General features: G+C 48.9%; 28 protein-coding genes and 1 pseudogene. 4 read left to right on the forward strand and 25 right to left on the reverse strand.

Annotated features, from left to right (window positions below):
- Positions 1-33 precede the first annotated feature (33 nt).
- The 8 genes and pseudogenes from ABVS15_RS00275 to ABVS15_RS00310 all read right to left on the reverse strand — a co-directional run bounded on the left by ABVS15_RS00275 (position 34) and on the right by ABVS15_RS00310 (position 7,023).
- Complete coding sequence (locus tag ABVS15_RS00275) at positions 34-2,166, reverse strand: methyl-accepting chemotaxis protein (protein ID WP_369281805.1); 2,133 nt, start codon at positions 2,164-2,166, stop codon at positions 34-36.
- Positions 2,167-2,318: 152 nt separating this feature from the next.
- Positions 2,319-3,428 (reverse strand): redox-regulated ATPase YchF, encoded by a 1,110-nt coding sequence (ychF, locus tag ABVS15_RS00280; RefSeq protein ID WP_369281806.1) that lies wholly within the window; start codon positions 3,426-3,428, stop codon positions 2,319-2,321.
- Between the two features lie 64 nt (positions 3,429-3,492).
- On the reverse strand, positions 3,493-3,714 hold the full coding sequence (locus ABVS15_RS00285; protein ID WP_369281807.1) for a tyrosine-type recombinase/integrase: 222 nt from the start codon (positions 3,712-3,714) through the stop codon (positions 3,493-3,495).
- Positions 3,715-3,730: 16 nt separating this feature from the next.
- The gene (locus tag ABVS15_RS00290) at positions 3,731-4,162 is read right to left on the reverse strand and encodes a tyrosine-type recombinase/integrase (RefSeq protein WP_369282192.1); all 432 of its coding nucleotides are present in this window, start codon (positions 4,160-4,162) and stop codon (positions 3,731-3,733) included.
- Between the two features lie 12 nt (positions 4,163-4,174).
- A pseudogene (locus ABVS15_RS00295) lies at positions 4,175-4,246 on the reverse strand (hypothetical protein); the annotation flags it as partial.
- Between the two features lie 24 nt (positions 4,247-4,270).
- Positions 4,271-4,483 carry a hypothetical protein gene (locus ABVS15_RS00300; RefSeq protein WP_369281808.1) on the reverse strand — a complete coding sequence of 71 codons (213 nt, stop codon included), beginning with the start codon at positions 4,481-4,483 and terminating at the stop codon, positions 4,271-4,273.
- Positions 4,484-5,089: 606 nt separating this feature from the next.
- Positions 5,090-6,268: an iron-containing alcohol dehydrogenase gene (locus tag ABVS15_RS00305; RefSeq protein ID WP_369281809.1), complete on the reverse strand. Its 1,179-nt coding sequence runs from the start codon at positions 6,266-6,268 to the stop codon at positions 5,090-5,092.
- A 20-nt stretch (positions 6,269-6,288) separates the two neighbouring features.
- Positions 6,289-7,023, reverse strand: a complete 735-nt coding sequence (locus ABVS15_RS00310; RefSeq protein ID WP_369281810.1) for an aldo/keto reductase — start codon at positions 7,021-7,023, stop codon at positions 6,289-6,291.
- 235 nt (positions 7,024-7,258) lie between these two features.
- Here ABVS15_RS00310 and ABVS15_RS00315 point away from each other — a divergent pair, with 235 nt between their 5' ends.
- Positions 7,259-7,645 (forward strand): MerR family transcriptional regulator, encoded by a 387-nt coding sequence (locus tag ABVS15_RS00315; protein ID WP_369281811.1) that lies wholly within the window; start codon positions 7,259-7,261, stop codon positions 7,643-7,645.
- A 72-nt stretch (positions 7,646-7,717) separates the two neighbouring features.
- Complete coding sequence (locus tag ABVS15_RS00320) at positions 7,718-8,107, forward strand: winged helix-turn-helix transcriptional regulator (RefSeq protein WP_369281812.1); 390 nt, start codon at positions 7,718-7,720, stop codon at positions 8,105-8,107.
- Between the two features lie 317 nt (positions 8,108-8,424).
- On the opposite strand, the gene ABVS15_RS00325 is transcribed toward ABVS15_RS00320, so the two are convergent.
- Genes ABVS15_RS00325 through ABVS15_RS00375 form a run of 11 tightly spaced genes read right to left on the reverse strand, consistent with a single transcriptional unit; the run spans position 8,425 to position 17,061 of the window.
- On the reverse strand, positions 8,425-9,411 hold the full coding sequence (locus ABVS15_RS00325; RefSeq protein WP_369281813.1) for a C-terminal binding protein: 987 nt from the start codon (positions 9,409-9,411) through the stop codon (positions 8,425-8,427).
- Positions 9,412-9,442: 31 nt separating this feature from the next.
- The gene (locus tag ABVS15_RS00330; protein WP_369281814.1) at positions 9,443-10,411 is read right to left on the reverse strand and encodes a phosphotriesterase; all 969 of its coding nucleotides are present in this window, start codon (positions 10,409-10,411) and stop codon (positions 9,443-9,445) included.
- Positions 10,412-10,453: 42 nt separating this feature from the next.
- Positions 10,454-11,671 (reverse strand): mandelate racemase/muconate lactonizing enzyme family protein, encoded by a 1,218-nt coding sequence (locus tag ABVS15_RS00335; protein WP_369281815.1) that lies wholly within the window; start codon positions 11,669-11,671, stop codon positions 10,454-10,456.
- Between the two features lie 22 nt (positions 11,672-11,693).
- Complete coding sequence (locus ABVS15_RS00340; protein ID WP_369281816.1) at positions 11,694-12,059, reverse strand: VOC family protein; 366 nt, start codon at positions 12,057-12,059, stop codon at positions 11,694-11,696.
- Positions 12,059-12,637 (reverse strand): PduL/EutD family phosphate acyltransferase, encoded by a 579-nt coding sequence (locus ABVS15_RS00345; protein ID WP_369281817.1) that lies wholly within the window; start codon positions 12,635-12,637, stop codon positions 12,059-12,061. The genes ABVS15_RS00340 and ABVS15_RS00345 overlap by 1 nt, the downstream gene beginning before the upstream one ends.
- Complete coding sequence (buk, locus tag ABVS15_RS00350) at positions 12,627-13,727, reverse strand: butyrate kinase (RefSeq protein WP_369281818.1); 1,101 nt, start codon at positions 13,725-13,727, stop codon at positions 12,627-12,629. Before buk ends, ABVS15_RS00345 begins: the two co-directional genes overlap by 11 nt.
- Before the next feature lie 18 nt (positions 13,728-13,745).
- The gene (locus ABVS15_RS00355; RefSeq protein ID WP_369281819.1) at positions 13,746-14,300 is read right to left on the reverse strand and encodes a 2-oxoacid:acceptor oxidoreductase family protein; all 555 of its coding nucleotides are present in this window, start codon (positions 14,298-14,300) and stop codon (positions 13,746-13,748) included.
- A gap of 13 nt (positions 14,301-14,313) precedes the next feature.
- Positions 14,314-15,051 (reverse strand): thiamine pyrophosphate-dependent enzyme, encoded by a 738-nt coding sequence (locus ABVS15_RS00360; protein ID WP_369281820.1) that lies wholly within the window; start codon positions 15,049-15,051, stop codon positions 14,314-14,316.
- Positions 15,048-16,103: a 3-methyl-2-oxobutanoate dehydrogenase subunit beta gene (locus tag ABVS15_RS00365; protein WP_369281821.1), complete on the reverse strand. Its 1,056-nt coding sequence runs from the start codon at positions 16,101-16,103 to the stop codon at positions 15,048-15,050. The genes ABVS15_RS00360 and ABVS15_RS00365 overlap by 4 nt, the downstream gene beginning before the upstream one ends.
- Positions 16,104-16,123: 20 nt before the next feature.
- Complete coding sequence (locus tag ABVS15_RS00370; RefSeq protein ID WP_369281822.1) at positions 16,124-16,336, reverse strand: ferredoxin family protein; 213 nt, start codon at positions 16,334-16,336, stop codon at positions 16,124-16,126.
- A gap of 47 nt (positions 16,337-16,383) precedes the next feature.
- Positions 16,384-17,061, reverse strand: coding sequence for an ATP-binding protein (locus ABVS15_RS00375; RefSeq protein WP_369281823.1), 678 nt, complete (start codon positions 17,059-17,061; stop codon positions 16,384-16,386).
- A 254-nt stretch (positions 17,062-17,315) separates the two neighbouring features.
- On the opposite strand from ABVS15_RS00375, the gene ABVS15_RS00380 reads away from it, so the two are divergent.
- Positions 17,316-18,077 carry an IclR family transcriptional regulator gene (locus ABVS15_RS00380; protein WP_369282193.1) on the forward strand — a complete coding sequence of 254 codons (762 nt, stop codon included), beginning with the start codon at positions 17,316-17,318 and terminating at the stop codon, positions 18,075-18,077.
- 56 nt (positions 18,078-18,133) lie between these two features.
- Here ABVS15_RS00380 and ABVS15_RS00385 read toward each other — a convergent pair whose 3' ends face one another.
- Both ABVS15_RS00385 and ABVS15_RS00390 read right to left on the reverse strand, forming a co-directional pair.
- Positions 18,134-19,294, reverse strand: a complete 1,161-nt coding sequence (locus ABVS15_RS00385) for a hypothetical protein (RefSeq protein WP_369281824.1) — start codon at positions 19,292-19,294, stop codon at positions 18,134-18,136.
- Between the two features lie 133 nt (positions 19,295-19,427).
- Complete coding sequence (locus ABVS15_RS00390; RefSeq protein ID WP_369281825.1) at positions 19,428-20,585, reverse strand: hypothetical protein; 1,158 nt, start codon at positions 20,583-20,585, stop codon at positions 19,428-19,430.
- A 247-nt stretch (positions 20,586-20,832) separates the two neighbouring features.
- Between ABVS15_RS00390 and ABVS15_RS00395 the strand changes: the two genes are divergently transcribed.
- Positions 20,833-21,093: a recombinase family protein gene (locus ABVS15_RS00395; protein ID WP_369281826.1), complete on the forward strand. Its 261-nt coding sequence runs from the start codon at positions 20,833-20,835 to the stop codon at positions 21,091-21,093.
- A gap of 592 nt (positions 21,094-21,685) precedes the next feature.
- Here ABVS15_RS00395 and ABVS15_RS00400 read toward each other — a convergent pair.
- The 4 genes from ABVS15_RS00400 to ABVS15_RS00415 all read right to left on the reverse strand — a co-directional run bounded on the left by ABVS15_RS00400 (position 21,686) and on the right by ABVS15_RS00415 (position 24,411).
- Positions 21,686-22,213: a hypothetical protein gene (locus ABVS15_RS00400; RefSeq protein WP_369281827.1), complete on the reverse strand. Its 528-nt coding sequence runs from the start codon at positions 22,211-22,213 to the stop codon at positions 21,686-21,688.
- A gap of 506 nt (positions 22,214-22,719) precedes the next feature.
- Positions 22,720-23,070, reverse strand: coding sequence for a hypothetical protein (locus tag ABVS15_RS00405; RefSeq protein WP_369281828.1), 351 nt, complete (start codon positions 23,068-23,070; stop codon positions 22,720-22,722).
- Between the two features lie 112 nt (positions 23,071-23,182).
- Positions 23,183-23,893, reverse strand: a complete 711-nt coding sequence (locus ABVS15_RS00410) for a DUF4367 domain-containing protein (protein WP_369281829.1) — start codon at positions 23,891-23,893, stop codon at positions 23,183-23,185.
- Positions 23,890-24,411, reverse strand: coding sequence for an RNA polymerase sigma factor (locus ABVS15_RS00415; RefSeq protein ID WP_369281830.1), 522 nt, complete (start codon positions 24,409-24,411; stop codon positions 23,890-23,892). The genes ABVS15_RS00410 and ABVS15_RS00415 overlap by 4 nt, the downstream gene beginning before the upstream one ends.
- Positions 24,412-24,439 lie beyond the last annotated feature (28 nt).

The raw sequence follows: 24,439 nt of genomic DNA on the forward strand, positions 1-24,439 counted from the left end.
CCCGCGCTTGTTGCGCGAGGGTCGTTTTCTGTCTTAATATTTTCCCGCAAAAGAGGGAGACGGAGCGCTTGTATAAGGCTCCACCGGAGGCTCCTCCCGCCGCTGGACCGCCGGAAGCGGGGCAGACTGCTCGTCTCTCAGCTTGAACTGGCCCACCAGCTCCCGCAGCGTCTGAGCCTGGGCAGACATCTCCTCGCTGGAGGCCGCACTCTCTTCGCTGGTGGCGGAGTTGTTCTGCACAACGCCGGAAATCTGGTCGATTCCCTGAGAGATTTGGGCAATCGCGGCAGCCTGCTGCTGTGCGGCGTCCGCGATTTTCTCCACCATCTCCGCCGTGGCCCGGGAGCTGACGGCCGCTGCGTCCAGATTTGCGGCGGTGGTGTCCGCAATACCGGTGCCCTTGGCGACAGACTGCACCGCAGCCTCAATCAGCGCAGCAGTGTCCTTGGAGGCGGCTGCGGATTTCCCGGCGAGATTGCGCACCTCGTCCGCCACCACCGCAAAGCCCTTGCCCGCCTCCCCGGCTCTGGCGGCTTCCACGGCGGCGTTCAGCGCCAGAATGTTCGTCTGGAACGCAATGTCCTCGATGGTCTTGATAATGCGGCCGATCTGCTTGGAGTTTTCGCTAATCTCGTCCATGGCCGACACCATGTCCTTCATCTGCCGGTCGCACTCCCGCATCACCGTACCCGTTTCGTCCACCTTGCGGCGGGCCTCCTCCGCGTTTTTGGAGGTATCGCCGATCTGGACCGAAACCTCCGTCACGGTGGCCGCCAGTTCTTCCACCGAGGATGCCTGCTCGGTGGCACCCTGACTCAGCGCCTGCGCCCCCGCAGCTACCTGCTCACTGCCAAGGGCCACCTGCTCCGCAGACAGGCCGATCTGCCGCATGGTTTCGTTCATACGTATCAGCATGTCACCCAAAGAGGCACGCAGCGCCGCATAATCACCCTGATACAGCCCGGCATTGGAGGTTGAAACCGTCAAATCTCCGTGGGCAACGCCGCTCAACCCCTGTTCAAAGTCCCCGATGATGCCGGAAATGGTCTGGGTAATGGAAGACGTAGCCTCCGCCAGACGCTTTGTCTCGTTCCGGCTGCGGACCTCGGGCACAGGAGACGCCAAATCGCCCTGCGCCAGCAGCTCCAGCCGCCGGGTACATTTTGCCACGGGGTCGCCAATCCGCTTGGACACTCGCAGGGCAACCACCACAGCCCCCACAATCGTCAACGCAATCAGCACCATGGTTATCAAAATCGCCCGGAAGGTGGAGCCCATAAAATCATTCACAGGCGCGTTGATGGCAAGGCTCCAGCCGTCGGTGTCTTCAACGGGCGCATAGGCCAGGAAATTAGTCTCACCGTTATAGGTGTACTGCCCAAAGCCGGCCCCGCCCTCCGTCATCTTTGTCTCCAGCCCGGCCAGCGCCGCAAGAGAGGTGTCCGTCTTGGCAGCCTCAATGGTGTTCTCCTGACTGACTACAACCCCCATGTCCTGATGGGCGATGGTGGTGCCCTGCTTATTCAGCATATAGGCGCCCCCATTTTCGCTGACATGAATTTCGGACACGATGTCGCTGAGAAACGTCTCCTTGGGAACAAAATACACCACGCCGGTCACCACGCTGCCGGAAATGCCGTCCTGCCAGATGGGCGCGGCAATCACGACGGTCATGGCCCCGGTCTTCTTGCTGACCAGCGGGTCAGAAACCCATGCCCTGCCCGATTTTGCCTGTTTGAAATACTCCCGGTCGGAATAGTTAACCCCGTCGAGAAGGCTTTTTCCGTCCAGATTCAGCACATTGCCCCGCTGGTAGCCGTGCTCCTTGGCTCGCTGGTCAATGATGGCCTGCTTGTCCTCCTTTGTAAGGGAATCGTCGGACAGCCGGGCCACGTAACCGGTTTCCATAGCCACGTTTTTAATGGCCTCCAGCTCTGCCTGCACCTTGTCTGCGGCCGCGTCGGAAATCTGCTGGAAGGTCTGCTCCAGGGTATCTTGCGTGCTGCTGAAAATTAAAAACGAGGTAAGTGCCCCCAGCAGAATGATGGGGATGGCCGCCAGAATGCAGATTTCCAGCATCAGTTCCTTCCGGATTGTGCTCTGTCGTTTTTTATGACCATTCATTTGCCCGCCGGACTTGTCTTTCTTTTTTACCGCTCGTTTCATAAGCACTCTCCTCTTTCTACCTTTTCTATCTAAGCCGCACAGCGGTGGACTTACAAAGCTGCCGCCCGCCGTCAAACGGGCCGCATATGTGTGAAAAAGCGCTTTTCTCCCGCGCGGTCCGGAAAGCCCCTGCATCCGGCCTCGGCGGAAATTTACACGTTGAAGCGGAAATAAATCATGTCCCCATCCCGAACCACATAGTCCTTGCCCTCGCTGCGCAGAAGGCCCTTCTCTTTGGCCTGATTGACCCCGCCGCAGCTCACCATATCCTCGTAGGCGATGACCTCCGCCCGGATAAAGCCCCGCTCGATGTCGGTATGGATTTTTCCGGCAGCCTGAGGGGCCTTTGTTCCCTTTTTAATGGTCCAGGCACGACACTCGTCCTTTCCGTAGGTCAAAAAGGAAATCAGGCCCAGCAGCGAATACGAGCATTTGATAAGCCGGTCCAGACCGGACTCCTCCACACCCAGCTCCTCCAGAAACAGTTCCTTCTCCTCGCCCTCCAGCTCCGCAATGTCCTGCTCCATCCGGGCGCAGATGGGCAGCACCTGACTGCCCTCTCTCTCGGCAAGCGCCTTCACCTGCTGATAATACTTGTTTTCCTCCAGCTTGGTAAAGCCCGCCTCGTCGGTGTTGGCGGCGTAAATTACGGGCTTCAGGCTCAAAAGGTCGGCAGTGGCGATCATCGCCATCTCATCCGGCTCGCACTCATACGTACGTGCGGGCTTGCCCGCGTCCAAATGAGCCGCCAAAGCCCGGAACACAGCCTCCTCCCGGAGGAATTTTTTATCACCCTTGGCCGCCTTGGCTGCCTTTTCTGCCCGACGGTTCACCATATCAAGGTCCGCCATTACCAGCTCCAGATCAATGGTCCCGATGTCGCCCAGCGGGTCCACCGGCACGTTGGTCCCCGCGTCCGCCACCACGTGCATGATGTTCTCGTCGTCAAAGCAGCGGACCACGTGGACGATGGCATCCGTCTCCCGAATGTTGGCCAGAAACTTATTTCCAAGGCCCGCACCCTGACTTGCGCCCTTCACCAGCCCCGCAATGTCCACAAATTCCACCACCGCGGGGGTTTTCTTGTCCGGCTCATAAATCCGGGCCAAATCGTCCAGCCGCTCGTCCGGCACGGCCACCACGCCCACATTGGGCTCGATGGTACAGAAGGGATAGTTGGCGCACTCCGCGCCCGCGTTGGTGATGGCGTTGAACAAGGTGCTCTTACCCACGTTGGGCAGGCCCACGATACCGAGCTTCATAGAATTTTAATCTCCTTTGTTTTCAATGGTTTGCGGCGTTTTCGGAGTGGCAATTACACCATCTTTACTCCACGTTAGCAATTTGATAGGATTCAAATTGCCGAACACCGTTTAATAATGAATCGTCTATTACATGAACATATCGATCCATAGTCGTTTTAATGCTTGCGTGTCCAAGCAGCTTTTGAAGCACTTTGGGCTGCATGCCGCTCTCAATTGCTCTTGTGGCGTATGTCTGTCGGAGGGTGTGCATAGAGAAACGTTTGATACCAGCCTTGTCGCACAACTTATATAAGTGCGTATCATAGGCACTGTTTTTTACAGGCTCTCCGTTTCGCCAATGGCCCTTGCTTGTACCGATACTCTAAGGTCTTATTGACGGTCAACGTCCGCTTTTCCCAATCAATCGCATCCCATGTCAGTCCGATCAGTTCCCCAGTTCGCAAACCGGTTTCTAAAATCAGAGCAAATTGAAAATAGCTACGCGACCTTTTCGCAGCCTCTAAGAACTTCTGTTGCTCTTCCACTGTAAGATATTTATTATCCTCCACAGCACGAATCGGCTTTGTATATCTTACACCATTCATTGGGTGTTTTGCAATCAAATCGTTCATTAAAGCAGACTTGAGCATAGTCCCCATGGCAATATAGACCTGACGAATCGTAGAACCTGCGTATTTATCTCCCATCTTATTCAAGACCATTTTGCAGAGCATAGGCTTAATCTCTGCCAACAGCATACTGCCAATAACAGGTTGGATATTATGGATGTACCGCTCTCGATAATTTCTCCGAGTATTGGGGGCCAAATCTCCCACAATGTTATCAATCCAGTATGCAAATCATGTGCCCAAGATTATATCTGCCGGAGCAAACATATTATCATGTCTATCCGCATACCTTGCGTCTTCCAGCCAGTTGCGAGCCTCCGCAAGTACGAAGAAATATTTCTCTTGGAGCTTACCATTTTTATTTACGAATCTGGCGTAAAATCCACCGGCTTTTCTTTGACCGATGCCTGTTCCGCATTCCTTTCCTTTCAGGCTTTTACCCACTTATTGAACTCCTTTCCCATTAAGAGAAAAAAGGCCAATGCAATATATTAAATTTTAACACAATGGCTTCTATTTCTCAAGAGCGGTCATTCATATAATTAGGTTTTTGCTGATAAGCTCCTCGAATTCCTTTCGTTTCGCCAGCTTTTTTATCCAATATAAAAAGCAAACGGGCAATTTTGTACTTTTTCATTCTCTATATCCACTTTTATTCCTCCTTTCTAGTGCATCCAGAAAAAGAGTGGCTGGAATATCGCCAGCAAGGAATCGGTGGCAGGGACGGCACAAGGCCCCATCCATTGTAATGCCATCCTGCATTATCTTTACTACACTGAAACACCGGAAACACCTCAACCAACGCCTGTTGACAGCCAAGAAATCGTGCTTCGAATCCTCAAACAGCAGCCTACCGCAGTCCCGCAACTGAGCGAACCTCAGAACAGAAAATATTGTCACAACAATCAGAAAGCCTCCACACCAAAGGCGTGGAAGCTTTCTGAGGAAAAGACGGACTTTCTGCTATTGCAAATACTTTGTCAGCATTTCGGAACGATTAAAAACAGCATATAAATAAGGCGTGCTTTTTATGTCAGAATCAATAGAGCTCTATTTCACCAATTTATATATAGTAAGCACATCCTGCCAGTAAAGTTTTTTCAGCCCACCAATCGGTTTTTCTTCTCCGAAAGCCGCACCAGTAGATTTTTTGGCCATTTCCTCCAGTCGGTCTTCTCCAACACCCAATTCCGACAACGTTCCAGGCAGTCCCATCTTGCAGAAAAATTCCCGCAGCCGGTTAATACCTTCCTGAACAATGGCATCAGGATCGCGGTAGCTGCCTTCCACGCCCATTACATTTACAGCGAACTGCACAAACATATTGATGTTATCCTTATAGACATACTGCATCCAGCCGGGGGTCAATACCGCCAAACCCGCGCCGTGTGCTACATCATATATGGCCGAAAGCTCATGCTCCATACCGTGGCAGGCCCAGTCCTGCTGGCGACCCATCCCTACAAGGCCATTGTGGGCAACTGTTCCGGAAAAACCAAGCTCTGCCCAAGCATCATAATCTTTCATATCCTTGTTGGCGAGAAGCGCGTTTTTCATCAGTGTTCTAAGCGTGACCTCACACAGTCCATCCGTCAGGTCGGTATGCGTGGTATTGGTAAAATAACGTTCAAAAACATGGCTCATCATGTCTGCCACACCGTTGGCTAGCTGATTTTTCGGCAGGGTAAAGAACAGTTCCGGGTTCATGATGCTGAGCAGGGGGCGCAGATGCGGGCTGCCGTAGCCATACTTCAACTGCCTTTCCTCGTTGGTGATGACTGTATCGCCACTGGATTCACTTCCCGCTGCCGGGATAGTCAGGATCGTGGCTACCGGCAAGGCTTTCTTAATCACCTTACCTTGTTCATAAACCTCCCAAATATCGCCGTCATAGTAAACACCCATGGCGATGGCCTTTGAGGAATCAATGGTGCTGCCACCGCCGATCGCAAGAATGAGATCGACATTCTCTCGCTTGCACAGAGCAATCCCCTCATACACCAACGAAAGACGTGGATTGGGCTTGACGCCGCCAAGTTCGACAAAAGACAGGCCGCTTGCTTTGAGGGAAGCGGTCACAACATCATATAGGCCACTTTTTTTGATACTGCCGCCACCGTAATGCAACAAGACCTTTGTTGCATGGGGCTTCAGCAATTCCCCGATGCGGTTTTCCTCACCTTTTCCAAACAAAATACGCGCGGGGGCGTAAAAATCAAAATTCCGCATAGATAATCCTCCATTAATATTTAGAATGTTGTTTTATCCGGATCGGACGAATAGCCGACACGGCCTTTCAGGTTGGCAATGAGCTGCACATCCGCCGCATCCAATTCAAAATTGAACACCTCTGTATTCTCCTTGATGCGAGTGGGCGTCACCGACTTGGGCAAGGGTAAATATCCACGCTGCAGGCTCCACCGAATACATATTTGCGCGATAGATTTCCCGTATTTCTCTGCGAGCGTTTTCATTTCCCGCACTTCAAAGATTTTGCCGACACCCAATGGACTGTACGCCTCCAGCAGCATATTCTTGGAACGGCAGTAATCAACAACCTCATCCTGCGTATCGCCGGGGCAAAGGCGAATTTGGTTCACCATTGGGGGAATTGTAGCCGTTTTCAACAATTCTTCGATATGGTGCGGACGAAAATTGCTGATGCCGATGGACCGAATGCGTCCGGCTTTGTACAGTTCTTCAAACGCCTTCCATGTACCGGCGTTCGCCTCCCGCCAGCTATTGCGAAACGCAATGGGGTTGGGCCAGTGAATCAGGAAAAGATCCAGATAATCCATATCCAGCTTTTTCATCGTTTCCTCAAAAGCGGCAAGGGTTTTTTCGTATCCATGCTCGCTGTTGGTCAACTTGGATGTAATGAAAAGCGACTTGCGGGGGATACCGCTTTTTTTCACAGCAATGCCCACGCTTTCCTCATTGCCATAACCTTGCGCAGTATCAATGTGACGGTATCCTGCTTCCATTGCACTTAATACAGACGAAACACAGACATCCCCATCTGGGGTCTACCAGGTTCCAAAACCTATACAGGGGATTTCCACCCCGTTGGAAAGTTTGTAGCAATCAGTTAATGACTTCATCGTCCTTCCTCCTTATCTGTGTTTCTTGACATATAGTTGGATGGTCTTGTAAAATTATCATAAACCTTAGCGTTAACGCTAAGTCAATAGTTTTATGAAAAATTTAGGAGGCCACGATATGGGATATACAGTGAGGATGGTAGCGGAGAAAACAAATCTGAGTCCGAACGCGTTGCGATATTATGAAAAAGAAGGGCTATTACCAAATGTAAAACGAACAAATAGCGGAATCCGACATTATTCCGATGAAGATTTGGAATGGCTGAGTTTAATTTGTTGCTTAAAAAATACAGGTATGTCCATAAAACAGATTCGTAATTTTGTCGATTTAAGCCTGCAAGGACCAGAGACGCTTAAAGACAGATGTGAAATGCTGGTTGCACACAAGAGAGAGGTAGAAGAACATATTGCGGAAATGAATCGACATCTTGAAAAGGTTACACATAAGATTTCATACTTTACCAGACAGTACGATGAATTCCAAATTAAAAAAGAGAATATATGAATAAGAAATTATAGTTACTTTTGTTTGCTATAGTTAGTCCGTACAATTATGTGAAATCGGGAGGCGAGTCTATTGAAATATGAGCCGAAGCTTGAAAAAGAAATGATGTGCCCAATAGAATACGGGCTTGACATATTCGGCGGCAAATGGAAGTCAAGAATTATCTGCGTTTTATCCTCTGCAGAAGTGTTGCGGTATAATGAAATTCGAAAAGAGCTGGGCAATATCACCGATGCGGTGCTTGCCGCGATGCTGAAAGATTTGATTGCGGACGGAATCATCAGCCGTACACAGTACAATGAGATTCCGCCTAAAGTGGAATATGCTCTGACCTCCAAGGGAAAGTCCGTGCTTCCCATTCTCCAAAGCATTTGCCAATGGTCAAGAACGCATACGCTGGACAGCCTTGAAAAAAAGCTGGCTGCATGCAAAACATGCAGCCAGCTTTCCCTATTACTATAAAATTTATTAGTATCTATTTAATTTCTTAATATCTTTTGGTTTCCAAGCGCCTTTGTTATACTTTACATTTGCCGCTACATGGTGCGGGTAAGCTGTTTGTGCCGTCACTTACGGTAACGGCATCAGCAATTAAAATTGTTGTCGGTTTCACTGGCTAAAAAACACCATACTGTCAGGGAACAATCGTTACTGCTCAAAGAAGCACCAGAGGGCGAGCCTATCGTTCTAGCTGAAACCGGTTCTATGATGCTCGAAGTGCACAATAAGAGTGCCAATAGTAGGCTAACTTCTTTTATACAATTCTTTCTCTTTCTTTATTAAGCTCTGGCATTGGGGTTGACCGCTCCACGAGGAACCAGACCTTTTGCCCCTTCGATGGCATATTCAACAGCCCTGTGCTGCAATTCATCAAATGACTCATTCGTCTGATACGCAATGTGGGGTGTCAGAATGACGTTGCGCATTTCCAGCAGAGGGCTATCCATAGGCAGCGGTTCAACTTCAAACACATCCAGTCCCGCCGCCCGAACTTTTCCGCTCCGCAGCCCCGCAATCAATGCTTCCTGATCAACCAGCGGCCCGCGCCCGGTATTTACGATAATTACGCCATCCTTCATTTTAGAGATAGCGTCTGCGTCGATAATATGATAGGAGGACTCCATCAAAGGAATGTTTGGCGAAATGATATCACACTTTTCAAAGATCTCATCCTTCGTCTTAGCAGGAATGACGCCATGCTCCTGCAACACTTCGTCGCTCAGGAACGGGTCAAACCCATAAACCGTGGCTCCAAATGCCAGCATATACTTGGCCAGATTCTTTGCGATACGTCCAAAGCCCAGCAAGCCTATGGAAATGGCGGAGATTCTTCTGGCGGGATAGCCAGACAGATATCCCAGGTGATCATACTCTCCCGAACGAACCTTCCAGTCATACCAGCAGACTTTGCGCAGAGTTCCCAAAATCAGAGCTGCCTGGTAAACCGCAACTTCCTCCATGGCGTAATCCGGAACGTTGCAAACATAGATACCGCGCTCCGTTGCCGCCTCTAAATCAATGATATCATAGCCCATGGCAACGCGCACGATTGCTTTTACGCTGGAATCAAGCCGCTCAATCACATTTTTTGGAAAGGGCTGAATGCAGGTAATGACGGCATCAGCCCCTTCACAGGCGGCAACAGTTTCATCATCACTTCCGCCATCCAGAACCTTCTTCAGCTCAACGCTGCTCTCATCAAACAGATGATAATACTCCTCACACTTAGGGGAGCCATGTTCATTGTAAAAAAACACTACCTTCATAATGCATTCCATCCTTTTCAGTCACGACTCTTTACAGGGAAATTCCTTCAAAATAATTACGTGGATTTTGATTTGTGATTCTTCTGATTGTATCAATAGGAAGACCCTTTTCAAGCAGCATAGGAACTGCATACTTTTCAAAGTAGGTAAAATTTACGGGGTTTTCCAACGCTTCGTTTGTACACGCTTCTTTCCACGATGGTACAAAGCCCGTGTATGGGGCGTAATCATGGGAAATAAGCAGCTGCTTTTCCCAGCCGTCCTTGCATAGTCGAATCAACGTATCTGTTCTTCTTTCCAGTGTTGTGCCGGGCGTAGCTGTTACGGTGCCGAAACGATCCAGTCCAACATAACAGCCGCGCTGCAGCAAGGATTCCAGATATTCAATATCGTCCACATCGCCGCTGTGTCCAGCAACCACGCGGTTTAGCGGAACACCGTGTTCCTGCATAATATCCAGCACGGCGCCTCCTTGTTTTAGCTCTGGAATGGTATGGCAAAAAACAGGAAGCCTGTATTTTTTTGCTGCATCCGCCGTAATTCCAAGCATTTTTAGAATGTAAGACGTCATCCCCCGGTAGTCCACCGCACATTTCATAATTCCAGGCAGAATGCTCGTCTCTTCCAATCCGTGGGCGCACTCATACGCAAGGTAATCATATATTTCTTCTTTGGGTTTCCATACAAGCCAAGGGTCTTCCTGGTGATAAAACCCGCTGGATACGATCACCCGGACTTTACTGAGTTCTGAAGCACGTTTAATCAGACGAATGTCCCTGCCCAAATTAATGGGAGTTCCGTCTACGATTGTCCTGATTCCAGCTGCATACGCTTTTCCCAGCTGGGTTACAGCCATTTCCAGCAATCGCTCCTCCTCGCAGAACTGCTTTCGCAGGCACATTCGCATAGACCAGTCACAGCAGGTCACAGCATGCTCGTGAATCAGCGTATACCCCAATTCAGAGGTATCAATTTCGCCAGTTACGGTATGAACTTTCATATTCGGAACTCCTATCTATTTAAGCAGGGACAAAGCTATCCTTTACTTCACAGTAATAATCTCAGACTTGGCGATGGCCTCCTCGCTCAGCTCCTGACCGATGCCGGGACGCTCGGGAACTTCAAAGCTGCCATTTTGGGGCAGCAGCATATCGTCATATTTTCCGATGGTGGTAAACACCGGAAGCGTGTTCCATTGCAGACACTCATGGTAGACAAAGTTGGGGATTGCCGCCTCCACCTGCAAGGTAGCTGCACAGGCAATGGGGCCGGCCATGCAGTGCATCTGAATTCCCACGTCGTAGGCATTTGCGAAGTCACAGGTCTTTTTCATCTCCGTGATGCCGCCGACAACCCCCAGATCGGGCTGTGCCACATCAATGGCACGGTTCTCTATAAACTGTTTAAAGCCCCACACAGAACCAATGCGCTCGCCGGTGGCGACACGGGTCTGAACGTTTTTCTTCAGTTCCAGCGTATAGCGGTAATCAATGGACTGGCTGGGCTCCTCATAGTACAGGCAGCCGTACTGATCCAATTCACGTCCCAGCTGAATGGCAGTGTTCACATCGCACATGCCGTGCAGTTCGATGACAATACCGACACTGTCTCCCACAGCGTCCCGAATTGCACCTACGCGATCGGAAACCACCTGTAGCTGATGCTTGGTATTGATTTTTTTCCATTCCCAGTCAGACACATTGGGGCGGAAAACACGCTGCGGGTTAGTGCACAGGCCCTTGTCGTCCGTCCACAGGGGATCGACCTTAACTGCGGTGAAGCCGTCCGCAACAGCACGCTTCGCCTCCGCCGCATACTGCTCCGGCGTAACGACCGGTTCACTGATGGGCCCCCACCCCAACTGAATCTGGCTTGCATAAGCCTTGATCTTCTGATTGACCTTGCCGCCCAGCAGCTTGTAAACCGGCATATTGGCAACCTTACCCTTGATATCCCAAAGTGCAATGTCAATCGCACTGATGGCAGCAAAGGGAATTGACCCGCCGCCGTAAGACCAGTAGGCGCCATGAAACAGCTTCTGCCAGATGACCTCGTTTTCCAGCGGATCCATCCCCAGAATAAAGGGAGCGATCTCCTTAATCATCGTCATAGTTGCATCGCGGCCGCTCATGACAGGGATCCCGGATTCGCCCCAGCCATAGACTCCCTCATTGGTATTTACTCGCACGCAGACGGGAAACCAGCCCGGTGTGGGGGATTCTACTTTTGCCTGAAAAATTTCAACACTTGTGATTTTCATTATGCCTGCTCCTTTTTGTATATTATTTTAATTGCACCAACTCAGTCTCATACCCGTCCGGGTCCTTGATGAAATACCCAAACTGATGAGCCTGCTCAACAATCTGTGCACTGACGCAGCCCATCTGCGTGTGAAACTCAAAGCTCTTTTGAATATCTTCCGTTTTCATGCCCAGATGACCGTACGCAGTATCCCGGGGTATATAGTCGGGAAGCTGCAGCAGCTGAATCTGCATCAGGCCGTCTGAAGTCATCATGAAGCAGGATCTTACGGTTGGTGTATGATGACACACAGCATTTTCACGAAAGCCCAGGGCTTGCTCATAGAATCTTTTTGCCCTGTCAATGCTGGCTACCTTCAGGCAGACATGATGTGTTTCAAACTTCATTAAAACTCCAGCTCCAGAATGTCGCCATTCTTCACGCCTGCGGCATTTCCTTCTTCAAAGTCCATGTGGATCACGTTTACATCACTGACCGTATTCTCCCGCACAATGACATTGTGGAATGTTACCGAACGGATGCCGCCGGAGGTGATGGAAACCGTCTGCATATTTCTTACGCCGATTCTTGCAAGGTCCTTTGTACAGATGTGCACATGGCGCGCCGCAACGATTCCGCACTTCAGTGTCACAGACGCCTTTGGGCCAACAAGTGTCAGCTCGCAGGCATTTTCAAGGTGACCAGACTCTACGATGGGTGCGTTGACACCCAGTTTCAGGGCATCGCTCTGCAACAGCTCCGCCTGATCAAACGGACGGTTGGGCCCCATCACGCGAATTCCGCTGATTGTTCCCTTGGGGCCGGTGACATCAATGGTTTCGGTGGAAATATATTCTCCGCCGCCCAGATACTTTTTCTGTGGAAGCACATACCCTTCGCCGAACAGCTTTTCAACAGTTTCCTGGCGCAGATGGACGTGATGATTGTCCAGCATGACTTCAATTGAATTCAGCTTATTCTCCAATGTACCGATCCTCCGCTTCGCTTTTTCCAAACAGATGGTATTTTTCTTCTTTGCGAATCACACGCAGTGCGCCGGAGGCCAGAGAATCCATCTCATGGGAGCCTGCGGCAACAATTATTGGTGCAATTTTTTCCGTGCGCTTGGCAAGCTCCTCCACCAGACGCTTGGAATATGCCATACCGCCGGTTAGCACAATGGCGTCAACAGCCATATTCAGGACAGTAGCCATGGCGCCGATATCCTTGGCCTGCTGATAAACCAATCCATCAAAGTAGAACCTGGCATCCTCGTCTCCGGCATCCATGCGCTTTTCCACTTCCCGCAGGTCGCTGGTGCCCAGATAGGACATCAAACCGCCCTTGCCCATAAACAGCTTCATCATATCGGTCTGGTCGTATACCCCGGAATAGCAGCCCTTGATGAATCCGGTGATGGCAAGGAAGGGCATGCCGCCCGCCCGCTCGGCGGCGTAGCCGTCACTGGTGGAGTCGATCAGCCTTCCATGCTGATGCGCAGAAGTGGATGTTCCGCCGCCCAGATGACAGACAACCAGATTGAAGTCAGCCAGCCCACCGCCCAGCTTCTCCGCACCGATGCGGGCAGCCGCCTTGGCATTCAGTGTGTGGGAACCGGGCGCAATGGGAAATTCCTTCAGCCCGGAAAGCGTGGCCAGAGCACAGAACTCATTGACCCCCTCGCCGTCATAAATAAAAGCGGGAATGCCCAGCTCCTTGCCCATGTCATAGGCAATGACAGGGCCGAGACTGGAGGCGTGGGGAATGGCAAAATTATGACAGTGCTCAACCAAATTTTCTTCAATCCGGTATGCACCCGACATCAGATTTCCACCTCCGCCGCCGCGGGATACAATCACATCCAGATCGGATTGATTGATCTGCTCTTCTTCCATAAACTTTTGAATTGTAGATCTGCGCAGGTCATACTGATCAAAAATCCCCTTCATGTTTGCAATCAGGGAATGATCAATATCCAAATTCTTTTCGCAGACTGCCTTCTCATTTTCATAATAGGCAACCTTTGTAGAAGTCGAGCCGGGATTAATCACTAAAATACGATAAATATCCTTCACAGACACTCTCCTGTATCTTCACATCTTGAAGCTTTTGGTTGCATAATCATAACCGCACTTGATCATTTCTTTGTTTCCCTGCGCAAACTTTGCCTTGGCGTCAACAAAGGTGTGGTCAACAGCATCGTAAAGATTCTGCAGAGAAATTTTCTCTGTAATTGCAGCGTAGACTCCGGCAACCAGCATGTTCATGCCGCGCTCATTGCCCGCCTCCATTGCAAGATCGTTGAATGGAATCTTGAAAGCCTTGATATCGGTTCTGGTTGGTTCCTGATGTACCAGAGAGCTGTTGATAATCATAATTCCGCCTGCCGCAAGGCGATCTTCAAACTTCAGCAGAGACGGAAGATTCATGACAATCAGCGATGTAGGCTTCAGAATCATGGGAGAATCCACGGGCTCGTCCGACACGCTGACACTGCAGGTCGCCGTGCCGCCGCGCATCTCGCTGCCATATGCGGGCAGCCAGCTGACTTCCATGCCATTTTCCATTGCAGACAGCGCCACCATTTTGCCGATCATCAGAACACCCTGTCCACCAAATCCCGCAACAATCAATTTTTCATTAATCATGGTTATTCTCCTTTCACTCAAAATCTTTGTAAACGCCCAGCGGGAAATAAGGAATCATATTTTCAGTCTGCCACTTCATAGCCTCGGCGGGCGTCTTGCCCCAGTTGGTCGGGCAGGTGGACAGAACTTCGACCATTGCAAAGCCCAGCCCCTTCATCTGGCACTCAAAGGCACGCTTGATCATCTTCTGTGCCTGACGGATGTGGGCGGGGGTATCGGTTGCAACACGCGCAATGAACTTGGAGCCCTCGATGGTTGCCAAAAGCTCGCTCATGCGGATAGGCATGCCGCAGTGATTTTCGTCACGCCCATAGGGCGAAGTTGTTGTCTTCTGCCCAACCAGCGTGGTGGGCGCCATTTGGCCGCCCGTCATGCCATAGGTTGTGTTGTTAATAAAAATGGTGGTGATTTTTTCACCTCTGTGGGCTGCCTGCACAATCTCCGCAGTACCGATGGACGCCAGATCACCGTCGCCCTGATAGGTCCAGACAATCTTGTCAGGATGGATGCGCTTAATGCCCGTTGCCGTGGCGGGCGCGCGTCCGTGCATGGGAAGAATGGTATCGGTGTCAAAAAACATGGGCGTCAGTCCGCCGCATCCGATGCAGGACACGTGGATCGTCTGATCCTTAATGCCAAGATCGTCAATCGCCTTTGCAACGCAGTTGGTGGCAATCCCATGCGCGCAGCCCGGACAATAGGTAAACTCTGTCGGAGTCAGGCTTTCCGCTCTTTTGAAAACAACACTCACTTTACTTCCTCCTTCAGGTATGCTTCCAGTGCGCGCACTACATTTTCCGTATTGAGTGGTCCGGTCTTGGTATTACCAACGTGATACACGGGCATTCTGCCATTGACGGCAATGCGCACATCGTCAATCATCTGGCCGATTGTATTGATTTCGGGGCAAATAACTGCTTTGCAGCTTTTTCCAATCTGCCGGAAAGGCTCTTCCGGAAAAGGCCATGCAGTCATGGGCCGAATGAAACCAATTTTCTTGTCCGTATGCAACTCCTTGATTGCTGCCTTGGCCATGCGGGCAGCAGTACCATACGCAGCAACCACAATGTCTGCATCCTCCAGGCCAAACGCTTCATATCGGGTTTCGTTTTTCTTGATTTCAGGCATCGTCTCATTTTCAAAACGATCGGTAAACTCGGTCAGCGGTTTGCCAAAGGTCAGCTGCATCTGCGTACGGTAGCCCTTCTCACTGACACTGGCCATGCGCCAGGGCTTATCAGGCAAATTTGTTCTTCTTAGAGGCAGCTTTTCAAAATCAACCGGCTCCATCATCTGGCCCAGCATACCATCCGCCAAAACCAAAACGGGCGTTCCGTACTGATCGGCAATGTCAAACGCCTCATAGACCATGTTGGCCAGTTCCTGCACATTGCCCGGCAGCAGAATGGGGATTTTATACGCGCCATTGCCGGATAACTTCCAGTCCTCCTGCGCAGGAGCAAGGTCACCGGCGCCCGGGCCGGAACGCATAACGTCAATAATCACGGCAGGGAGTCTGGTCAGTGCCATAGAAGAGATGGCCTCCAGCATCAGGCACAGGCCCGGACCAGAGCTGCTGGTCATGACACGCGCGCCTGCCGCAGACGCACCCAGCACCATATTGATGCCTGCCAATTCGCTCTCGGATTGTAAGAAAACCTTGCCCTTTTTCGGAAGCTCCCGTGCAAGATACTCAGGGACTTCGTTCTGCGGAGTGATGGGATATCCAAAAAACGCATCAACGTCTGCCCGCAGAGCAGCTTCGGCAATCACTTCATTGCCTTTAATCAATACTCTAGCCATATTTTATCCTTTCTCCGCTATCAGTCTTTTTCAAGAGTAATTGCTGCCTCAGGGCAGGTAATTGCACAGCTGCCGCACGCTATACACTTCTCAATCGCAATATTGCTCGTTGCATGATAGCCCTTTTTGTTGGTAATGCTCCTGTCAATTTTCATGATTTTGACAGGGCAAACAGACACGCAAAGCCCACAGCCCTTACAGCGTTCTGTATCAATTGTCATCTTTGCTCTCATGTTTTCACCTTATCTTTCCTTAGCTTTTCCTGTCTTTCCGCTTCATTTTACAAGTACTGGGGCCTCATAAACATTTCGATGGGAAACAATTCCCCGACAATTTGGCCTTTCTTCTGTTTGCACGCTTCAAGAAGGAATTGGGGGCACACGGTATAAATACAGGGAATATTCATCCGTCTGCATACTTCCTCTGTCACCTTGCTCCCGTGAAGAATGTCCTCAATGGTTGTTTCACGCAGCATATGCGTATTATTGATTGCACCTGTAATGTGAAGGCCGCTGGTCTGCATGATGGATTCCGCGAAGGAAATGGCCTGCTCTGCTGTTTGGCTTTCAAACCGGTTGGCATTGACCACCATCCACATGTCATAATGCCCTTCGATGATCTCATCGCGAAAGCGGGCCAGCACTCTGGCTCCGACCGCATTGCCGCCCACATCAATGACATTTTCGCGGCCGCTTTCAATAAAAAATGACTGTAATGCCCCACTGAGAGCGGGAATGTCAATTTTCCAGTCGTTTCCCAGATTACTTGAAACCACATTGATTCCCCTGGCCCCCAGCATATCTGCCTGTTGCCGGGTTCGAAAATACGGATTTACAATATCCAGGTCGGCCAGTGCCACATCCGCGCCGTTTCGTTTTAGGTTAATGGCATAGTTCACTGCAAATTCCGTCTTTCCACTTCCATAGTGACCTACGATGATATGTACCGTTGACCCCATTCCTATCCCCTCTCGTTATATTTTGAAATTGGATTTCATTTTAATTATAGTTCAACATATAACGCAAAGTCAATATATTAGTTAAATGAAAATTTAAAAATTTAATTTATCCTTTTATTTTTTGCAAATAATAAAACTAAATTTTATTATTTATACCCGCTTGCTTTCCATTTCTGATAATGCTATAATTTAAAAAAATGCAAGTAGGTGCTCATATGGTGGAAAAAGCTTCTGCAAACCAGTCGATAGACCGCATGTTCCGAATTACCGAAGCGATGGCAGCCGGCGGAAGAGCCATGCGTTTAAATGAAATTGCCGAAAAGAGCGGCGTTGCTGCCAGCACCGCAATGCGCATTTTAAATGCAATGATTGACAACGGATACGCACAGCAGGATTCCGATACGCAGTTTTACTCTCTGTCCTATAAGTTTTTATGGGTTGGGAACTCTATGAGAGAAAATCTGTCGCTGAATCAATTGCTGCACCCCTATCTCCGTGAAATTATGAAGCGGACAAACATGTCCTGTGCTTTGGGTATTCTGAACGGAAGTGAAGTTACCTATATTGACGAGGTCATATCAACGCAGCAAATGCTGCGTGTCTATCATCACCTCGGCTATTCGTATCCCTTGTATCTCAATGCCTGCGGCAAACTATTTCTGAGCGAATTTTCAAAAGCGGCCTTAAACAAGTATTTTCAGCGCACACAATTGATTGCTTCCACGCCAAAGACCCTGTGTACGCGGGAATCTCTCGAAGCGGATCTGAAAAGCATTCAAAGCCGTGGATATTCCATGAATGACGAAGAGGGCGTCCTTGGTATGCGCTGCCTTGCCTTTCCGCTGCGCAGTTCTGGCGGCGAAATATTTGCCGGCATCAGCGTCAGTGGCACCGTCTATCAAATTCCCAAAGACGGGCTGGACGTCTTCATTTCCACCGTTCAGGGTATTATCGAAAAAATGAATGACGACTGCGCCCCTGTGTTTACCAGAATGCAAACTGGTGAGCTGCTTTAAGCAGTTGAATAGAGAAAGGCTGTCCACTCCAAGGAGCGGACAGCCTTTTATTCTAATCAATTGCCCTCCGTCACAAGCTTCTCCCCTGCCGAAGCATGGGCGGCAGTATGTTTCTTCTTCAGGTAATGCAGCCGGATCGGCAAAATAATCACAGCCGGCAGCACCCCCAACGGCCACGCCAGCTTGGAGAGATAGCCGTACCCTGTTGAAATCGCGGCCTCCAGACCAAACTTCGAGCCAAAAGCCCCCACCAAAAGAAGTGCGGATGCGATGATTACGCTGCTCAGGCGATCTCCGCAGGAAAAGTATTTTGTGCACACAGGTTTAAATCTTGTAACAATGGCATAGGCACAGGTGGTTCCTGTCGAAGTGAGCGCGAAAAAGAGCATCACTTTATAAATACTTTCAAATACCGGCAATTGCAGGCCGTGTAAAACCGACAGAACCGGAAGTGCCTGCGTGTTGATTTCCGGAAAATTTGAAATCATTGCGACACCCAGGATTTGAAGCATCAGCGCATTTATCGCCGCTCCGCCGACCGCAGCGCCTACGGAGGCCTTTTGGTTTTCCAGGCTGCCGCTCGGTCCGCACAGGGCAAACATGCTTCCCACCAAAACACCTGCATACACCAGTGAATCCTTTACCGCCTGCCCAAGCGTCATCCCGCCGGTTTGCCTTTCAGCCACGACTTTGCAGAGCTGCTGCCAGTTCTGGGCCGTGCCAATGGTCCCGATAATCACAATGCAAATGACAAGACCAACCGTCAGGTAGGTTGAAAGAGTCATGATCGTCTTCGCTCCGGACACTACAATCATTAGGACAATTATACTCGCAGCAAGGACCCCCAGCCAGTAATTCAGCGAAAGCTCTTCAAATAATGCACCGGCACCGGAAAGGATGCTGACCTCTCCTATGATCTGTGTCACGATGGCCCAAATGTCAAACAAAAGCACAAATACGAAAGATATTTTTTTAATAAACACGCTTTGTGCATAGTCCTTATAGCTCTTGACCCGGGTCACCCGGCAGTATTCAAAAATGAAATAGAGCGCAATCCCAACGACTGCCCATGTTAAAAACGGCGTAATCAATGCCAGCCACCCATATGTGCTGTAATACACCGCATATTGTTTTCCGGTGGCAAATCCACCGCCGCATTGCAGTGTAAACCACATACACGCAATGCCTACGCTGGTGGGTATTTTTTTCTCTTTCATCAAACAGATTCCTTATTAGCAGAGTTCGGGGCCGCCCGTCTTTTCAGGCAGGCGGCCCCTTATAAGGGGTAGGTTATAGATTTTTCAACTTTTCATTGCGCAGCCACATTCTGTTTGTCCGCGCGGGAGAAAATTACTTTTTGGCAAGCTCCGGAGCATCCTTCCCCGTTGTGCGCAGATAGTGAATGCGCCAGGGGAGGATCAGAAATGCCGGCAGAATGCCGAGAGGCCATGCCAGCTTAGACAGGAAGCCATAGCCCTGAGAAAACACTGCCACCAGACCAAACTTCGATCCAAATGTGCCAACCACCATCATCACAATGGCAATCACAGCTGCAACAACTGTTTCAGAGCAGTTCAGCTTCTTTGCAATAACGCCCTTCCAACGAGCCACAATTGCGAATGCGCAACCGGCACCGGTGCTGAGGAGTGCCAGGAACAGCATAATACGATAGAGCCATACCAAGCCGGGGATGCCTGCGTTGTTCAGGGCCGTCAGAACCGGCAACGTCTCGGCATTGATGTCCGGATAGCTTGCAACGATCACCATGCCGAGGATTTGAAGCATCAAAACATTCAGAAGCGCGCCGCCAATCGCTGTCTTGGCAGATTCTTTGCGGTCTTCCAACTGCGGAGCCATAGAGGCAATTGCGAACATTGCGCCAATCTGAACTCCGGAATAGGTGCAGGCAGATTTCAGCGCCTCGAGGAATGTTCCGCCATCATTCTGGCGAGTGCTGACAACCCACCAGAAGTTGGACCAGTTTTGGGCAACGCCAATTATGCCCAGAATCACAATAATCACAATCAGCCCGTAAGTGATGTAAGAGGAAATCTTCATCATGGTCTTCACGCCGAATATTGTCATAAACAAAACAATGGCTGCCATAATGACAACACCCAGATAGTAGGGGACTCCAATTCCTTCAAACAGGGAGCCCGTGCCTGCCAGAATGCCGGTAACCCCCAGCATCTGTGCGCACAGTGACCACAAATCGATGGCAATCACAAAAAGTATGCCGATTTTCTTAATGAAAACATTCTGCGCATAATCCTTGTAGGTGTTGATTTTGGTCACACGCTCATACTCAAAGATAAAGTAAAACGCACCGCCCAAAACCGCCCATGTGATAAAGGGCATAATCAGCGCCAGCCAGCCATATTTGCTGTAATAAATTGTGTACTGTGTTCCCGTTGCAAAACCTGAGCCGCAATGCATGCCAAACCAAGTCGCTATGATGCCAAATGATGTCGCACTGAGAAATTTCTTTTTACCCGTTTTCCCTTCCATGCTCCCTTTTCCTTTCAAAACACGATTTAGTCTATTTAATGAAATCCAATTTCATTTTTTATAATAGCTTATTTTTATGTGTTTTGAAATAAACATTTCATCCAATGATTTAAAATTTTATTGTGCATTTAGCTTTATTTTCTGTTTTTATGCTTTTATTTTTATAAAAAATTTATAAATTGTAAAATTGGTATTCTTTTTCAAAATGCCTAATTTTAAAACGCTTTGCATTAGGACGATTAAACACTTGCCACCACACGCGCCCCAAACAGTGAGGGCACAGTGCCATCGGCTCTCCCGCGAAGATGCGCAGGAAGGGGAAAGCAACAGCATCTCCAATCAAAAGGCACTGCTGACCAATTATGCCAAGCGGAACAAGTCCCGCAACATCAAAATTTTTTTGGACGACGGCGTTTCCGGGGTTACCTTTAACCGTGACGACTTTAAAAAACTCATGGCAGTGACTGAAGTGGGCAAGACAGAAGCAGCCGCCAGATGCTCGTACTGAGCTCCTGTCGGCTGCTTTGTGTTAAGCGGCAAATCTGGGTTATCTAGACCTGCTTTTAGGTGCTGTCTATCAGAGTATTGAACATCTCATCAATTGTTTTTAGTGGTACTAACTGCACATTTCGTTTGATGTAGTCCCAGTATAAAGTTGGATTGCTTGTCCAATAATGTTTTCTGCAAAGAGTAACCAAGATTATCAGAATACCGTGTGTAATTAGCAATATGAATAGGAATATCTTACTTTGCTTTTTTATCATGCTTGGCCTTTCACATCAAAGAAGTTGATTCGGCAACGATTTCCGCATGCACAAGAATACCGGAGACTTGGGATCATCAGTTTCGGCTTCCTTTGTAATACTGGTGTCTGGAAACAGAAAAAGCGGGCAAAAATTCTATTATGCAGGTAGCGGTAAACAATTTTTAAAAAGTGAACAGGCGGCCTCGGAGGGCCGCCTGCTCGTTAGAGTGGACATACCTGTATGAGATTGTTAGCTGGGTGCATCCCGAATCAAAAGCGAACAATTATTATTGAAATTTATAGAGATGACTAAAAGATTGCTTATCTTATTATGATACTGCAATAAAAACATTTATTATTTTACAAATCTAAAGACTGCACGTGGAACTGTGTCTACTATGCAATCAGCCACATTGCCCGAAATGTAGTGGTTAAGACCGATATTCAAATTATTGGTTTTGTTATAAAAATTGGTACTTGCTATTTCATTAATTGGCATTGTTGCGTCCATGCTGGGATTTCCATATGGACTACCAGTGTAGCTAGCAATAGAAGTGTGTGAGATTCTTACCATATCTTGAATTACCGGTACATATGTGTTTGGCTGATAAGAAACTTTGTGATCCTTGTCCTCAATTAAAATATAACGACTTGTAATCTCATCTTCATTTGTGATTTCTGTCCGAGCACCATCGTAGTAAGTAACGTTGCCAACACCCGCCAGTAATGAAAATAGTGCATATGGGAAACCAATCTTCCAGTTTGCAAAACTCATAGTCATGTTAACAAGACCAGAAACCCATCTGGTATGGTCTGCTTTCCCATATAGATTGTAAAAATAGTTATCACTAAAAACTATAAGCAGCGCGGAATGTATACCCATTTAATATTCCATAAATTTTCGGGCATGAAAACATTATTATAAATCTTCTCCGCAATGGGGGCAGCAATTTGGAATCATTCCCCTAATGTTTAAAAGTGAATAGTTGCAATGTGGGCAACGATAAAAAAGCGCAGCTTGTATAATCGCAATTGCGATTAAGGCAATTCCTAACAGATATGAAAAGAAGCCTGCAAAAACTCCTATAATAAGTCCGATCCATAGTAACTCGAAACTATGTTTGTAACTCACTTAGCAACACCCACTTTGTCATACTTCATGCTATTTATCACCCGTTTTTCCATACCGTGCCAGGAATACATTACTCCTCTTATAAGCATTCATGCTAATAACACCTATGCTCAATTATGTTATACCTCTTTTCTCATTTTGTAAAAAATATGCCGGACTAGAGCCATGCAAAATGACTTTGCTATAATACTTACTGCATTGGCCTGCTCCTTTGCACCCCCGGTGGCGTGGGATCGTCGGTTTCTTCTGCATCAGTCTTACGGGCAGGTGTTGCTGACGGAAACAGAGGGCTTGGCCGTTCCATTTACAGAATAGCTCAGGGTCAGGGTGTAACTTTTTCCACCCTTGACGGCACACTGACCGGAGACAAAGACCGATCCCGTTCCAGAGCCGCTCCATGAGTCCACATAGGTATTCCCCTGATAGAGGGTCAGAGTCGCGGAAACCTTGTCGCTAGTGCTTGCGCTTCTGTAATTCACATAACAGTTTGCGGTTGTCCCGTTGAAAGACAAATTGGGATTTCCGGCCGCCCGTAGCTGCACCGCCTGAACAGAAATCGATAACACCAGCAACAGTAGTGCCGCTAAAGAAAACATACGTCTCTTCATCAAATACACCTCCTCTCTGCGTTGGATAAGGCTTCCATTTTGCCTTTACCCTGTTAACGCTTTGAGGAGGTGTATTTCTTACATTATTTTTAAAAGTTTTATCAGAAATATTTTATTTTGTCGATTCCACTAAAGCAACACTCTCTGCTATGTGTAAAAGAGCGGATTCATCGGCAAGTGTTTGCACCGTAAACTGAAGATTTGCGCTGGGATCAATCCAAGTGAGCGTGTTATCGTTCTTTGGATCAAGCGATAAGAAAATTTGTCCTTCAAAACCGTTGACCGTGATATCCCCCATTTCCACATTTTCTGTTAAAATATCAAGCGCGGAACCCTGTTGCATATATGCATAGTCAAAATACAAACGCCTGCCTTCTACGTTTTCATAGGTTACATAGAGCGCCGACGGGATTTCAATCCGGTCGGTTTCCACATAGCCCTCCGGCAGTTCGGTAATTTCATACTTGGGCAGTTCCCCGGAAATTTGCTCCCCGGAATAGCGATAGAGGATGTGCGTCTCGTACCACTCCGTGACCCAATTCATTACGGCGGCGCGCACAGAAGGACTGACCGCCATCAGCATCCCCAAAGACAGAGAGCACACCAAGAGGATCGCCGCCGCCGTCTGCACGCACCTTTTCCAAAGTGGGCGAACACGGCGCTTTGCCCAACGCTGTGGATTTGTCAGCATGGCGTTCATCTGCCGCTGAAAGCGAGGGGATACGACGACTGGCTCCGTGGAGAAAAGCTCTTCCGAAAACTCAATTGCCGCGGCATCTAAAAAAAGCTCCCGCAATGCGAAACGCTCTGTATCGTTTGTCATCGTGCATACTCCTCTCGCAGTTTTTTGATTAAGATTGCCCGTCCTCGATGAATCCGTGTGTTGACGGTGGTTTCCTTTAAATTGAGCGCCTTGGCGATTTCCTTTGTACTTCGCTCTTCTACAAATCGCATTTCCAACACCGCGCGGAAGGTTTCCGGCATCGTTTGGATCATCTTGATAATCGTCTTTCCGTCACCGTCTCCAAAGGAGGCTGTTTCGTCGGCAAAAGCATCCTCAAGGGGCAGTTCTTTTTTGCGCTTTCGCAGAATTGTAATCGCTTCGTTCCTCACTATGATGACGAGGTAGGCGCCTCTTTTCTTACAGGAAACATCCTGAACTTTTGAAAAGTTTTGCACCGCCTTCAACCAGGCATTTTGGACGGCGTCCTCCGCGTCCTGCTGGCTTTTCGGAAAATAGCGCTGGGCAACCCGCAGCATTGCGCTTCCGTACTGATTGTAAAGCTCTAAAAACAGTTGGCGTTCCGCATCGGATTCCAGCATGGATAAGAAAATCATCATCCGCCTTTCTCCTCTCTGTAACGCTTAT

The sequence above is a fragment of the Oscillibacter sp. GMB15532 genome (assembly GCF_041020825.1).
Taxonomy (GTDB): Bacteria; Bacillota; Clostridia; order Oscillospirales; family Oscillospiraceae; genus Oscillibacter.